This is a genomic window from Rhodovulum imhoffii (genome assembly GCF_003046545.1).
GTDB classification, from domain to species: Bacteria; Pseudomonadota; Alphaproteobacteria; order Rhodobacterales; family Rhodobacteraceae; genus Rhodovulum; species Rhodovulum imhoffii.
In genome coordinates, this window is the sequence record NZ_QAAA01000017.1 from 34,100 (window position 1) to 46,827 (window position 12,728).

Consider the following 12,728-nt stretch of genomic DNA (forward strand, 5'->3'; position numbering starts at 1 on the left):
TGGGCTACGCCCGGCGCAAGAAACAAGAGGGCGCAATCATGGAATGGATGATCTGGCTTGGGGCGGCGATTTCCCTGGGAGGACTGGCCGGGCTGGTGTGGTGCATCCTGCAGGCAGTGCGCGTCCGGCGCGAAGCCCTGCCCGAGGACCGGATGCGCGCGCGGCTCCAAAAGCTGGTGGCGCTGAACATGGCCGCGCTGGGACTGTCGGCCATTGGCCTGATGCTGGTCGTGATCGGGATCACGCTGGGCTGACGCCTAGACCGGGAAATTGTCGAAGACATCGTCATCGTCCAACTCTGCGTAGAGGCGGGCGATGTCTTCGGGAAGAGGCTGGCCGAGGCTCTGGTACTGTGCGATCTTTTCGTGGATCCGGTCCCACAGCGCATGGCGGTCCGCGGGACGCTCCTCGACTTCGCGCAGAAGCCGGTCGATTCCGGCTCTGAAATTCTCGACTGTCATCTCTCCCCCTGTTCCGGCTCTCACCCTGTGCTGCGCTGGTCCCGCGCCCAGGGGGACCGGCCGCGGGGGGTGGTGTGCCGTATCCCGCCGCGGCCCACCGCTCCGCGCGCCAGCCCCTGCTGCACGCGCTCCGCCACCAAGCCGGAGCGAAGGACGGATTCGATATGCGCGCGAATCTGATCGCGCGAAGCTGCGTTCTGATAAAGCCCCGAGGCGCGAAGGCCCTGACGGTTGATGTGGTCTGCCATTGTCTTTCCCCAGATCACTTGGCGCAGTGGCGGCAGGTTGGTGTTGCGGGCAACACATCCAGGCGGCTTTCGGAAATGGCGCCCCCGCACTGTACACACACCCCATACATGCCGTCATCGACACAGCGCAGGGCTGCGCGAATCTGTTCGATTTCTGCCATTCCCGCGGATTCCATCTGTTCCAAAACTCCGTCGTCTTCCCGTCCGGTCGCGAGAACTTCCCAATCGCGTGCGCAATGTGCATCCAGCTCTCGCCCGACATCCTGCAAGCGATGCTCCAATTCGGGCAGCCGAGTCAGCAGGGCATCTCGACGCACATCTGAAGGGGCCATATCGCATACTCCACTCACCTGCGGTGCAGGTTGCACTCTCCCCGCCCTCTCATCTTTGACTTACGTCAAGTTGCAACGTGCCCGCCACTACACACGCCGGGGATGAAGTCTCTGTAACAAACCGCTTGAAAAGGGGGCATTCTTTCTCTTTTTTCCTGATACACGGCTCCGTATTCCCTCCGCATGGCCATGAACCGCAGGCAGGAGGGCAGACGCCTGAACCCAAACGGATTTCGAACGCGCCATCTCCCCCCGGCATATCCGCATATGCGCGAGACGGCGGCCGACAGGAACAACGCCCCGACCCCGATCCAACCGAAGGGAACGTCCGGTCAGGAGTTCCAGGGAACAGGACGGCATGACCGGCATGTGACGCGACAAACTGCTGCACAGACCTTCCGGCAATGCGCCGGCGCGTTCCACCACACCGTACAAGTCCATACCCGCTTTCGCCCCCCCACGATTCGCCAAGGAGGTCATCACCCGCCTTCAGGCTCCCCCAGCCCCTCCTCCGCGAAAGCCAGTTCTCCCACCACGCCCTGCGCAGCCGGTTCCGGCACCTGCGCGGCCATTCCCCCCCCCGCGTCCAGCCTGATCGCCTTTTGCCCCTGCGATTGCCCCAGCCGGCCTGTGGCAAGCAGGGTCCGTTCCACGGTTTCAAGACGCACCGCCTGCAGCGCGCGGGCCGGTACCGGGACAAGATCCCCCACATCGAGACCGCGCAATTGCGCCAACGGCAAGGTTCCACGCCAAAGGATGGCCTTGCAGGCCATCGGCGCGGCATTAAGATTGTTGCGCATCAACATACGCCACTCCCCGCGCCGATCATCGCGTCTCAGGGCGGGCCGACCCGCCATCGGTACCGCCAGCCAAAGCACCCCCCGGCGCTGACCAAGCGCAATCGAAACGCCGAACTCCAGCAAACGCAGGCGCGCCTCCCCCATCAGCATGGGCAGCAGGCGCGGGGTCTCCACCACCGGGCCGCAGCGCAAAACCGGGGACAGTTCACACAGAAGCGGTGTCAGCCCCTCCCGCAACAGGGCGGTTTCAACCCGCGTGGAGCGGCGCGGCGCGGTCGTCGTGCCAAGGCCCCCGGTCAGACGCTGTTCGATCAGCGCAAGCGCCAGGTCCGCAGACATGCCGGCCAGGCCGATCCCGGCCTCCCCCCCTTCGACTTCGAACATCAGTGCGGTTTCCGGCACAAGCCGGGCAAGACTTTCCGGCGTTTGTACGCTGATCTGTTTGTCGCTGACGCCCAATTCCAACCCGAAAAGCGCCTTCGCCCCCCGCTCCAACGCACGGGCCAGGGCCGCCACCGGCAGGTCGGACCGTTCCGGCCGGCCCGCCCCGGCCTTGGCGCGCAAGATTTGCTGATGCGTCCTGCCTGTCATCCACCTCTCCACAACGATCTTTGGGGCGGTTTAGCTGGGCAGAGTTTACGAATGGTTGCGCTTTCAGGCCGCGCGGCGGCAGGCCTGGGGCAGGGTCACCCGGAAGGCCGCGCCGCGCTGGCCCGGCAGGTAGATGATCGACCCGCCCAGCTTGGACATCACCTCCCGGCAAATCGCCAGACCAAGACCTGCGCCGCCGGCGGAACGCGGATCCGTGAGGCGGGAAAACTTCTCGAAGATCAACGCCTGGCTCTTGCGCGGAATACCGGCGCCGTTGTCAATGAAATCCACCGCCAGACGTCCCCCGGCCTCGCGCACCTCGACACGCAGTTCGGGGACCTCCGCGGCACAGTATTTCTGGGCGTTTGCAATCAGATTTATGAAGACCTGCGTCAACCGGTCCGTATCGGTAAATATGCGAATCCTCTCACGCGCCGGGTCCCGCCGGATACGGATTCCCCCCGGACCGCTGCATCCCGCCGCCGCCGCCGCGCGGTCCAGCAAATCGGACAAATCGGCCGCCTGCTCATGCAAGGTGACCTGCCCGTTTTCCAAAACGCTCAGGTCCAGAAGATCATCGAGCAGGCGGGTCAGGCGCAGGGCTTCCTCGTGGATCACCCTTGAATAGCGGGTGCGTTCCTCGGGGGCGAGATTTTTCGTCTCGATCAAAATCTCGGAGAACGCGCGGATCGAAGTCATCGGCGTGCGCAGTTCATGGCTGATCTGGCTCAGGAACGCATCCTTCTGGATCGACAGAGCAGTGAGCTTCTCATTGGCCTCCCGCAACTGGCGGGCGGTACGGGCCAGTTCCTCGGACTTGGCCTCAAGCTGGCTGGAATACTCCATCATCTGGGCGGTCTCGTCAGCCACCGCCATCAGATCCCCAACCGAAACCGAAGACCGGCCCACGATCTGCCCCACCATGGCATGCGCCGTCGCCGCCCCGACGGACCCCGCCAGTTCCCGTTCAAGATGCTGCAAGAACTCGGGCGTAATATCGGGCAGGTAGCCCCCCTTGCCCTGGTCGGCTGCCACCCGGTGAAACAGGGCCTGGGCCTCGGCCGGGCCCAGAATACGCTGGGCCATCAACAGCAGATCTTCGGCCTCAGCCTGCCCGTGGGTCCAGGCGCGCCCTTCGGCGGAACGTTCGAACACGTTCACGAACTGCGCCCCCTGCAATCGCTCCATCGGGCCGGGAAACCCCGCAAGAGACCCGCTGAAAAAGGCCAGTACGTTCAGGATCAGGCTCCAGAACACAGCGTGTACGACCGGATCCATCTGAACCCCGAAAAGCGCCTGAGGGCGCAACCAGCCGATTCCCCAGGGGCCCTCGGCCAGCAACCGGGCGCTCATCACGGCGCCTTCGCCAAAGCTGGGCAGGAACAGCGTGTAGGCCCAAAGGGCAAACCCCGTGACCAGACCCGCCAGCGCCCCGCGCCGGGTTGCCCCCCGCCAGAAGATGCCCCCCAACAGCGCCGGCAGCACCTGCGCCACACCGGCAAAGGAAATCAGCCCGATCGCCGCCAGCGCCTCCGATCCGCCGGAAAGACGGTAATAAAGATATCCCAGGAAAAGCACCCCGGCGATGGAGAAACGCCGCGCCCGCAGGACCAGCTTGCGTACATCCCCGGACATCGTCGCGCCTTCGCTTTTCCAGTTCAGGAACAGGGGCATCACGATATGGTTCGAAACCATCGTCGATAATGCGATCGCCGCCACGATGACCATCGACGTGGCTGAGGAAAACCCCCCCAGGAAAGCCAGGGTGGCCAAAAGCTCACGTCCCTGATCCAATGGCACGGTCAGCACGAACAGATCCGGGTTGGCCTGCGGCGGCATGACCTCCAGCCCGATCACGGCAATCGGCACGACGAACAAGCTCATCAGCATCAGGTACAGCGGAAAGGCCCAGGACGCAGTCGCCAGATGCTTTTCATCGGCATTCTCGACCACCAGGACCTGGAACATGCGCGGCAGCGTCAGCACCGCCGCCGCCGACAGGAAGGTCAGCCCGATCCACCTTCCGGCCCGGATCTGATCCTGCGCGACGGGTGAGGCGTTGATCCGCGCCATCATCTCACCCGGTCCGCCCCCCAACCCCCAGACAACGAAAGACCCCACCGCCAGAAGAGCGAAAAGCTTGACCACGGCCTCCACCGCGATGGCCATGACGACACCGTGGTGACGCTCATTCGCGTCGAGATTTCTGGTGCCGAACAACACCGTGAACAGCGCCAGCCCCGCCGCCACCGCAACCGCCGTGGCATTCGGGTCGATCGAAGACCACCGCCCTGCCCCCTGCGGCACGAAGACCGCAAAGGACAGCGTAACCGATTGGAGTTGAAGCGCGATGTAAGGCGTGGTGCCAACCACCGCCAGCAGCGTCACGATCACGCCGAGCGTGTTCGACTTCCCGTAGCGCGATGAGATCAGGTCCGCGATCGAGGTGATCCGCTGGGTCTTGCCGATACGCACCAGCTTGCGCAGCGTCCACCACCAGCCGATCAGGACCAGCGTCGGCCCCAGATAAATGGTCACGAACTCCAGCCCGGAGCGCGCCGCGTATCCGACGGCTCCGTAAAAGGTCCAGGCCGTGCAATAGACCGACAACGACAGCGTATAAACCAGCGGCGCCCGCAGCCAGTTGTCTCGCCCGGCGGCCGCCCGGCGCTCGGCCCAGAACGCAACGGCGAACAACACGACCACGTAGGCCAGGCAGATCGCCACAAGCAGGTCATAGGTGATCATGGCCCGGACTCGCCGGGGGGCGCTGGCGGATCCTCCTGAAGCCGGCGCGACAAAAGCCCCGCCAGCAGGATCAGCCCCGCCCAGGCCAGGAAGAGGTAGGCGATCACCCCCGCCTCCGGGCGGCCATGCAGCAGCGGCAACAGGAACAACACGATCCCCAGCACCGGCAACAGCCGCGCCATGTCCCGCAGGCGGCGTCGGCGATAGCCTTCCCGCTCCAGGAACAGGCGCGTACGGCGGGTCATTGGGGGAACAACTCGCGCAGGGCGGCAAGCACCTCGGTGTTGGAGAAAGGCTTGGTCATGAAGCGGCTGGCGCCCAGACGCTCAGCCATTTCGCGGTCCTTGGCCTGCCCCTTTGCCGTCAGCAACAGGACCGGCAGGCTGCCAATCTCATCCTGTTCGCGGATCTCGCGCAAGATGTCGTAACCGGAACGATTGGGCAGCATGACGTCGAGAATCACCACATCGGGGCGGCGGTCCAGCACGGCATCCAGTGCGCTCTGACCGTCCGAATGGGTATCCACCCGCCAGCCGTCCCGGCTGAGGATAAAGCGGATCGCCTCGATAATATTCGGCTCGTCCTCGATCAGAAGGACATGCTTGCCCATCCGTTTCCCCCCTGGCCGCACCCGGCATTTGCGCCATTTTATCACCGGATTGGTCCGTGCTGTCAAAACCCATGCGCGATGATGGAGGGTTCGCGCCGGGCGACACAATCTTCCCGCGGGCAGATCCGGCACGACGCACCGACCGGCTGTCCCTGCTCTCCGGGCGGAGCGGGCAGGATCAGCATCGACGCCTCGAACACCTGCGGCCCCCCGAATCCGCCGACGCGACGCGGCAGGCAAAGCGCGTAGGTCAGGAACCGGGCGGACAACCGGCCGGCCAGTTCGATCACCCCGCGCACAGGCATCGTGGGCCGCGACAGCGCCTGGTACAGCGGCCAAAGCGGACAGGCTGCGCCGAAGCGGGGCGGGTTGAAACCCTCTACCGGCTTGCGAAACGTCAGCGTGCCGGAGCCGTCGCATATGGCCAGTCCCACCGGCCCCGGCGCCCGTTCCGGCGGCAAGGATGCAAGGCGCCGGAACACCGCCGTCGCCGACACCGCGAACCGGTCCGCCAACGCGCCGGGATCGGGGCCGAGCACCTCCAGCGCCTCACAGAACGGTTCCAACGGCAGTTTGAGCGCATCGGCCCTGTAGCGGCGCAGATAGGCCAGCGCAAGGTCCCGTGCGGATGCGGAATCCAACGCGCCCGCCTGCGCGATGACCGTTTCGGGCGACGGCGGATCCGGCCCCTCCAGCACCGCCAGGTGGTAGGACTGTGCCTTCAGCCACACCTCGACCTCTTCCTGCGGGGAGTTGCGCAACAGGTCGTCCCCGCCGGAATTGTCCAGATAATTCACCAGCGCCTGGGCACTTTCCGCCAACCGCGTGCTTTCATCCCCGATGTTGCGATGAAAGCGGCGGCGCCACTCCGGGTCGATATCCTCGGTCTCGATCAGGATCGCCGCGGTGGAACGGATCGCCGTCACCGTGGAGAGCACTTCATGCACCGACGCCGACAGGAACGGATCGTGCGTCATGCGGTCGGTCAGCATTTCCACCGTGCGCTCCAGCCGGCGGATGTGGCGCTGTGTGTCCGCCAGCAATTGCGCCCAGCCGGGAAAGCGGCCGGCAAATTCTTCTATCCGGTCCTGCTCCGCGCTGTCATGGCCCACCGCGGCGACGCGCAAACGGTCCAGCATGGCCGCCCCCGCCCCCTCGGTCAGCGCAGCGGCGTCGACCTCGAGCCGGCGGGCAATCTCGTTGAGCAGCTTACCCCCGATTCTGCGACGGTTATGTTCGATCAGGTTCAGGTAGGACGGAGAAATACCCACCGCGTGGGCCAGGTCGGCCTGCCGAACTCCCATCATCATGCGTCTTTCGCGAATCCGGGTGCCTGTCAAAACGTTGCGGGGCATCTGGAAAACTCCATCCTCTCAATGACTTTCTGCGGGTGCAGGAGAAGGATTTTACAGTTTCTGCATCGCCATAGTCGAAAATTTTACAAGAAAATCTTTTTCAGAAAAGGGATTGTTGCAAGATTTTCGAACCCTCGCGGATACTGGGGGCGCTTTGTAAAGCAACGGGAACCGGGCGCAAGCCCCGGCCCACCCACCAACGGGAGGATCAAATGACCAACTCGTACCTGACGCGCCGCGGCGTGCTGAAAACCGGCGCGGTCGCCGGTGCCGGCGTTGCGCTTCCGACGATTTTCACGGCCGGGCGCGCCTCGGCCTTCACCAACGAGCCCATGGGCGGCACTGTCAAACTGGGCTTCAACGTCCCCCAGACCGGGCCCTATGCCGAAGAAGGGCTTGATGAACTCCGCGCCCAGGAACTGGCGGTTGAGCATCTCAATGGCATGGGCGATGGCGGGATGCTGAACACCTTCAGTTCCAAGGCGCTGGACGGAACCGGGATTCTCGGAAAGAAAGTCGAATTCGTCACCGGCGACACCCAGACCAAGTCCGATGCCGCGCGGGCCTCTGCCAAGTCGATGATCGAGAAGGATGGCGTGGTGATGATCAACGGCGGCTCGTCTTCGGGCGTGGCCGTCGCGGTGCAGGGCCTGTGCCAGGAAGCCGGTATCATCTTCATGGCCGGCCTGACCCATTCCAACGACACCACCGGCAAAGACCGCAAGCGCAACGGTTTCCGCCATTTCTTCAATGCCTACATGTCCGGTGCCGCCCTGGCGCCCGTGCTGGAGAAGGCCTATGGCAACGACCGGCGCGCCTATCATCTGACCGCCGACTATACCTGGGGCTACACTCAGCAGGAATCCATCCAGGCCTCGACCGAGGCGCTGGGCTGGGAAACCGCCAACAACGTGCTGACGCCGGTCGGCGCAGGCGATTTTTCGTCCTACATCGCGCCGGTGCTGAACGCGGGCGTGGATGTTCTGGTGCTCAACCACTATGGCGGCGACATGGTCAACTCGCTGACTCAGGCGGTTCAGTTCGGCCTGCGCGACAAGCAGGTAAACGGCAAGAACTTCGAGATCGTCGTACCGCTCTATTCCGAATTGATGGCCGAGGGCGCGGGCGCCAACATCAAGGGCGTCTACGGCTCGATGAACTGGAACTGGCAGCTTCAGGATGAAGGGACCAAGGCCTTCGTGAAATCCTTCGGCGAAAAATACGGCCGCCCGCCATCCAACTCGGCGCACACCTGCTATGTGCAGGTCCTTCTCTATGCCGACGCGGTGGCGCGGGCGGGGTCGTTCAACCCCTGCGCCGTGGTCGAGGCGCTGGAAGGGTTCGAATTCGACGGCATGGGCAACGGTCCGACCACCTATCGTGCCGAAGATCACCAGTGCTTCAAGGATGTGCTGGTCATGAAAGGCGCGGAAAACCCCACCACCCAGTTCGATGTTCTGGAGGTGGTCGAGGTGACACCGCGCGCCCAGGTCGAATACGCCCCCGAACATCCGATGTTCGGCGGGGCAGAGGCCACCCTGGGCGAGTGCAACAGCGGCGCCTGAAACCTAACGCAACGCCTGCCGCGCCACGCCGGCGCGGCAGGACCGGCCCCGGATGCAACGTCGGGCGGAGCGGAACTTTCCTGGGGAAGGGACGATGGAAGCCATCATTCTTCAAATTCTCAACGGGCTCGACAAAGGCTCGGCCTACGCCCTGATCGCGTTGGGGCTGACACTGATCTTCGGCACGCTGGGCGTGGTGAACTTCGCCCATGGCGCGCTGTTCATGATCGGGGCCTTCTGCGCCGTAACCATGCAGCGGATTCTGAACCTGTCCTTCGAACAGGTCGACCCAAGCCGTACCGACTTTCTGGGCAACCCGCTGAAGGTGCAGGTGCCTTACATCGAAAGCTGGTTCGGGCCGGAAACCGGCGGCGCTTTGCTGGACTGGTCGGTGCCGCTGTCGATCTTTCTGGCGATCCCCGTCATGATCGGGCTGGGCTACGCGATGGAGCGCGGACTTATAAAACATTTCTACAAGCGGCCCCACGCCGATCAGATCCTGGTCACCTTTGGGCTTGCCATCGTGCTCCAGGAGATCATCAAGTACTTTTTCGGGGCGAACCCCATTCAGGTTGCCGCCCCTTCGGTATTTTCAGGCAGCTTCGATTTCGGCGCGATACTGGGCTTCGACCCGAACGTGATCATCTATCCCTACTGGCGCATGGTCTATTTCCTGTTTTCACTGGCGATCATCGGCGCGGTCTTTTCCTTCCTGCAGTTCACCACTTTCGGCATGGTGGTACGGGCCGGCATGGCAGACCGCGAAACCGTCGGCCTGCTGGGCATCAATATCGACCGTCGCTTTACAGTCATGTTCGGGCTGGCGGCGGCCGTCGCGGGGCTGGCCGGGGTGATGTACACCCCCATCCTCGCCCCCAACTATCACATGGGAATGGATTTTCTCGTGCTCAGTTTCGTCGTCGTGGTGGTGGGCGGCATGGGGTCCCTGCCCGGCGCGGTTCTGGCGGGGTTTCTTCTGGGCATCCTGCAAAGCTTTGCCTCGATGAACGAAATCAAGAGCATCATCCCCGGAATCGATCAGGTCATCATCTACCTGATCGCGATCATCATCCTGCTGACCCGGCCCCGCGGCCTGATGGGTCGCAAGGGCGTGATGGAGGACTGACCCATGTTCGGACTGAACCCACGAGACACCCGTTTCCTGTTGATCGTCGTCTTCCTGACGCTGGCCACGCCGCTGCTGCTGCAACCGTTCCCCGAAAGCTCCGGGCTGGCGCAGTTCAATGCCGGTTACCCGGACCTGATGCAGCGCTTCGCGATCTTCGGCATCTTTGCCATAGGCTTCAACATCCTGTTCGGGCTGACGGGGTATCTGTCCTTCGGACACGCGGCCTTCCTTGGGGTCGGCTCCTACACCGTGGTCTGGATGTACAAGCTGCTGGGATACAACATTCTGCCGGGCCTTGTGCTGGCGATGGTGATCTCGGGGCTGTTCGCGCTGCTGATCGGTTTCATCTCGCTGCGCCGCTCGGGCATCTACTTTTCCATCCTGACGCTGGCCTTCGCGCAGATGAGCTACAACCTCGCCTATTCGGTGCTGACCCCGATCACCAACGGGGAAACCGGGCTTCAGGTCTACAGCAATGACCCGCAGGTGCTGATGGGCGCCAACGCCCCCACCAGCCCGCACATCTTCGGGCTCGTGATGCGCGACTCGGTGCAGCTGCCGGTGGGGGATTGGCTTTTCACCTTCAACATCGGCTACTACTTCTGCGCCATCGTCGCGATCCTCGCCTTTTATATCAGCCTGCGGATATTCCGCTCCCCCTTCGGGATGATGCTGCGGGCAATCAAGACCAACCAGACGCGGCTGAACTACACGGGGCTGAACCCGCGGCCCTATACGCTGGCGGCCTTCGTGATCTCGGGCATCTACGCGGGTCTCGCCGGCGGGCTTCTGGCGGCGATGGACCCTCTGGCCGGCGCCGAACGCATGCAGTGGACCGCCAGCGGAGAGGTCGTTCTGATGACCATCCTCGGCGGCGCAGGAACCCTGATGGGGCCGGTACTGGGGGCGGGTTTCATCAAGTATTTCGAGAACATCTTCTCGAAAATCAACGATAATGTCCTGCACGCCTGGTTCGCCTTCCTGCCCGACGGGCTGGAAAACTTCCTGGTGGCATTGATGCATCCCTTCGTGGGCAAGGGCTGGCACCTGACCCTGGGGATCCTGTTCATGCTGGTCGTGATCTTCCTGCCCGGCGGCCTGATCGAGGGCGGTCAGCGGATCGCGCGTCTGTTCCGTCGCCGCCCCGACAGCGATAGCCGGCATCAGCCCAAACCCGCGCCTCATGTCGGCGAATGAAAAGGACGAAGCCATGGGTATCCTCGAAGTCAAAGGCGTAGGAAAGCGGTTCGGCGGACTTCAGGCACTGGGGGATGTGAACCTCTCGGTGGCGGAAAACACCGTCCACGCCATCATCGGGCCAAACGGGGCGGGAAAGTCGACGCTGTTGAACTGCCTTGTCGGCAAGCTGATCCCCGACACCGGAAGCGTCATGTTCGACGGCCAGTCCGTTCTGGGAAGAAAACCACATGAAATCAACCAGATGGGGATATCCCGCGTGTTCCAGACACCGGAAATCTTCGGCGACCTGACGGTGATGGAAAACATGCTGATCCCCTGTTTCGCCAAGCGTGACGGGGCATTCCGCCTGCATCCCTTCGAAACCGTCGCGAATGAGCGCGCCCTGAATGAGCGCGCCCTACAGATGCTGGAAGACCTGAACATGGCCGAAAAGCGCCACATGCACGCCGCCAGCCTGTCTCGCGGGGACAAGCGGCGGCTGGAAATGGCCATGTGCCTGGTACAGGAGCCCCGCCTGTTGCTGCTGGACGAACCGACCGCCGGCATGGCCCGCGCCGATACCAACAACACGATCGATTTGCTCAAGCAGATCAAGGAAACGCGCGACATCACCATGGCGATCATCGAACATGACATGCACGTCGTGTTCAGCCTGGCGGACCGGATCACCGTTCTGGCGCAAGGCACACCGCTGGTCGAAGATGTGCCCGAAAAGATCAAGGGGCATCCGAAGGTACAGGAAGCCTATCTTGGACAAGCGCACTGAGGAGGCGCGGACATGAACGTCAAACCCGATTTCAACAAACACGCCAACCAGGCGGCCACGGCACCGGCCTACCTGTCGGTCTATGACCTGCACGCATATTACGGCGAAAGCTATATCGTGCAAGGCGTCAGCTTCAATGTCCATGAGGGCGAGATCCTTGCCCTGCTCGGGCGAAACGGGGCAGGCAAGACCTCGACCCTGCGTGCCATCGCACGGCTCGACGACCCGCAGGTTACCCACGGGGAAATCTGGCTCGACCACAAGCACCTGCATACGATGACCTCGTATGAGGCCAGCGTACACGGGCTGGCGCTGGTGCCCGAGGACCGGCGCATCATTGCCGGGCTGACAGTGGAGGAAAACCTGCAACTGGCCCAGATCGTGGAGCCGGTCGGCTGGTCGCTGGAGCGCCTTTACGACCTCTTCCCCCGCCTCGGGGAGCGCCGCAAGCAGGAGGGCGTAACCCTGTCGGGCGGGGAGCAACAAATGCTGGCCATCGCCCGCGCGCTGGCCCGCGACATCAAGGTGCTGCTGCTCGACGAACCCTATGAGGGGCTCGCGCCGGTCATCGTCGACGAGATCGAAAAGACGCTCATCCATATCAAGGAACAGGGGATCACGACGATCCTCGTGGAGCAGAATGCGATTCGCGCACTGGAACTGGCCGATCGCGCCGTTATTCTGGACACCGGCCAGATCGTATTTGACGGCTCCGCAGAGGAAGTTCTCAAGGATGCAGCCCTGCGTGCCGAGTATCTGGCCATCTGACGTCTGGAGGGCCGTCAGGTCATGCACGATGGGAGGATATGGAAATGAAGAACCCGGTCTACCCGCCTTTGGCGGATTTTGCTTTGAGTTCGCACATTGATGCGCCTCGTTATTCTGAGATGTACCGTTTTTCTGTTGAGGATCCTGAGGGGTTC

Annotated in this window: 14 protein-coding genes; 6 read left to right on the forward strand and 8 right to left on the reverse strand. The window is 63.2% G+C overall.

Annotation, left to right across the window (positions count from 1 at the left end; translation table 11 throughout):
- Positions 1–38 precede the first annotated feature (38 nt).
- On the forward strand, positions 39–254 hold the full coding sequence (locus C8N32_RS11990; protein ID WP_107893229.1) for a hypothetical protein: 216 nt from the start codon (positions 39–41) through the stop codon (positions 252–254).
- A 3-nt stretch (positions 255–257) separates the two neighbouring features.
- Here C8N32_RS11990 and C8N32_RS11995 read toward each other — a convergent pair whose 3' ends face one another.
- The 8 genes from C8N32_RS11995 to C8N32_RS12030 form a co-directional block, all read right to left on the reverse strand.
- Positions 258–461, reverse strand: a complete 204-nt coding sequence (locus C8N32_RS11995) for a hypothetical protein (RefSeq protein WP_107893230.1) — start codon at positions 459–461, stop codon at positions 258–260.
- A 20-nt stretch (positions 462–481) separates the two neighbouring features.
- Positions 482–709: a hypothetical protein gene (locus C8N32_RS12000; RefSeq protein WP_107893231.1), complete on the reverse strand. Its 228-nt coding sequence runs from the start codon at positions 707–709 to the stop codon at positions 482–484.
- Between the two features lie 14 nt (positions 710–723).
- A complete protein-coding gene (locus C8N32_RS12005; protein ID WP_107893232.1) occupies positions 724–1,041 on the reverse strand; it encodes a TraR/DksA family transcriptional regulator in 318 nt (105 codons plus the stop codon).
- Between the two features lie 479 nt (positions 1,042–1,520).
- On the reverse strand, positions 1,521–2,432 hold the full coding sequence (locus tag C8N32_RS12010) for a FliM/FliN family flagellar motor switch protein (RefSeq protein ID WP_107893233.1): 912 nt from the start codon (positions 2,430–2,432) through the stop codon (positions 1,521–1,523).
- 63 nt (positions 2,433–2,495) lie between these two features.
- A complete protein-coding gene (locus tag C8N32_RS12015) occupies positions 2,496–5,180 on the reverse strand; it encodes an ATP-binding protein (RefSeq protein ID WP_107893234.1) in 2,685 nt (894 codons plus the stop codon).
- The gene (locus C8N32_RS12020; protein ID WP_107893235.1) at positions 5,177–5,425 is read right to left on the reverse strand and encodes a hypothetical protein; all 249 of its coding nucleotides are present in this window, start codon (positions 5,423–5,425) and stop codon (positions 5,177–5,179) included. The genes C8N32_RS12015 and C8N32_RS12020 overlap by 4 nt, the downstream gene beginning before the upstream one ends.
- On the reverse strand, positions 5,422–5,790 hold the full coding sequence (locus C8N32_RS12025; protein WP_107893236.1) for a response regulator transcription factor: 369 nt from the start codon (positions 5,788–5,790) through the stop codon (positions 5,422–5,424). The genes C8N32_RS12020 and C8N32_RS12025 overlap by 4 nt, the downstream gene beginning before the upstream one ends.
- 62 nt (positions 5,791–5,852) lie before the next feature.
- Entirely contained in the window at positions 5,853–7,145 is a 1,293-nt protein-coding gene (locus C8N32_RS12030) for a helix-turn-helix transcriptional regulator (RefSeq protein WP_107893237.1), read from the reverse strand.
- A 212-nt stretch (positions 7,146–7,357) separates the two neighbouring features.
- Here C8N32_RS12030 and C8N32_RS12035 point away from each other — a divergent pair, with 212 nt between their 5' ends.
- The 5 genes from C8N32_RS12035 (at position 7,358) to C8N32_RS12055 (ending at position 12,573) form a co-directional block, all read left to right on the forward strand.
- Positions 7,358–8,710, forward strand: coding sequence for a substrate-binding protein (locus C8N32_RS12035; RefSeq protein WP_107893238.1), 1,353 nt, complete (start codon positions 7,358–7,360; stop codon positions 8,708–8,710).
- A 94-nt stretch (positions 8,711–8,804) separates the two neighbouring features.
- On the forward strand, positions 8,805–9,836 hold the full coding sequence (locus C8N32_RS12040; protein WP_107893239.1) for a branched-chain amino acid ABC transporter permease: 1,032 nt from the start codon (positions 8,805–8,807) through the stop codon (positions 9,834–9,836).
- A gap of 3 nt (positions 9,837–9,839) precedes the next feature.
- On the forward strand, positions 9,840–11,036 hold the full coding sequence (locus C8N32_RS12045; protein ID WP_107893240.1) for a branched-chain amino acid ABC transporter permease: 1,197 nt from the start codon (positions 9,840–9,842) through the stop codon (positions 11,034–11,036).
- Between the two features lie 13 nt (positions 11,037–11,049).
- Complete coding sequence (locus C8N32_RS12050; protein WP_107893245.1) at positions 11,050–11,805, forward strand: ABC transporter ATP-binding protein; 756 nt, start codon at positions 11,050–11,052, stop codon at positions 11,803–11,805.
- A 12-nt stretch (positions 11,806–11,817) separates the two neighbouring features.
- The gene (locus C8N32_RS12055; RefSeq protein ID WP_107893241.1) at positions 11,818–12,573 is read left to right on the forward strand and encodes an ABC transporter ATP-binding protein; all 756 of its coding nucleotides are present in this window, start codon (positions 11,818–11,820) and stop codon (positions 12,571–12,573) included.
- Positions 12,574–12,728 lie beyond the last annotated feature (155 nt).

Coding starts and splice junctions, on each gene's coding strand:
- C8N32_RS12050 (WP_107893245.1), top strand. CDS start 11,050: ATGGGTATCCTCGAAGTCAAAGGCGTAGGAAAGCGGTTCGGCGGACTT.
- C8N32_RS12040 (WP_107893239.1), top strand. CDS start 8,805: ATGGAAGCCATCATTCTTCAAATTCTCAACGGGCTCGACAAAGGCTCG.
- C8N32_RS12035 (WP_107893238.1), top strand. CDS start 7,358: ATGACCAACTCGTACCTGACGCGCCGCGGCGTGCTGAAAACCGGCGCG.
- C8N32_RS12010 (WP_107893233.1), bottom strand. CDS start 2,432: ATGACAGGCAGGACGCATCAGCAAATCTTGCGCGCCAAGGCCGGGGCG.
- C8N32_RS12020 (WP_107893235.1), bottom strand. CDS start 5,425: ATGACCCGCCGTACGCGCCTGTTCCTGGAGCGGGAAGGCTATCGCCGA.
- C8N32_RS12000 (WP_107893231.1), bottom strand. CDS start 709: ATGGCAGACCACATCAACCGTCAGGGCCTTCGCGCCTCGGGGCTTTAT.
- C8N32_RS11995 (WP_107893230.1), bottom strand. CDS start 461: ATGACAGTCGAGAATTTCAGAGCCGGAATCGACCGGCTTCTGCGCGAA.
- C8N32_RS12025 (WP_107893236.1), bottom strand. CDS start 5,790: ATGGGCAAGCATGTCCTTCTGATCGAGGACGAGCCGAATATTATCGAG.
- C8N32_RS12055 (WP_107893241.1), top strand. CDS start 11,818: ATGAACGTCAAACCCGATTTCAACAAACACGCCAACCAGGCGGCCACG.
- C8N32_RS12045 (WP_107893240.1), top strand. CDS start 9,840: ATGTTCGGACTGAACCCACGAGACACCCGTTTCCTGTTGATCGTCGTC.
- C8N32_RS12015 (WP_107893234.1), bottom strand. CDS start 5,180: ATGATCACCTATGACCTGCTTGTGGCGATCTGCCTGGCCTACGTGGTC.
- C8N32_RS12030 (WP_107893237.1), bottom strand. CDS start 7,145: ATGCCCCGCAACGTTTTGACAGGCACCCGGATTCGCGAAAGACGCATG.
- C8N32_RS11990 (WP_107893229.1), top strand. CDS start 39: ATGGAATGGATGATCTGGCTTGGGGCGGCGATTTCCCTGGGAGGACTG.
- C8N32_RS12005 (WP_107893232.1), bottom strand. CDS start 1,041: ATGGCCCCTTCAGATGTGCGTCGAGATGCCCTGCTGACTCGGCTGCCC.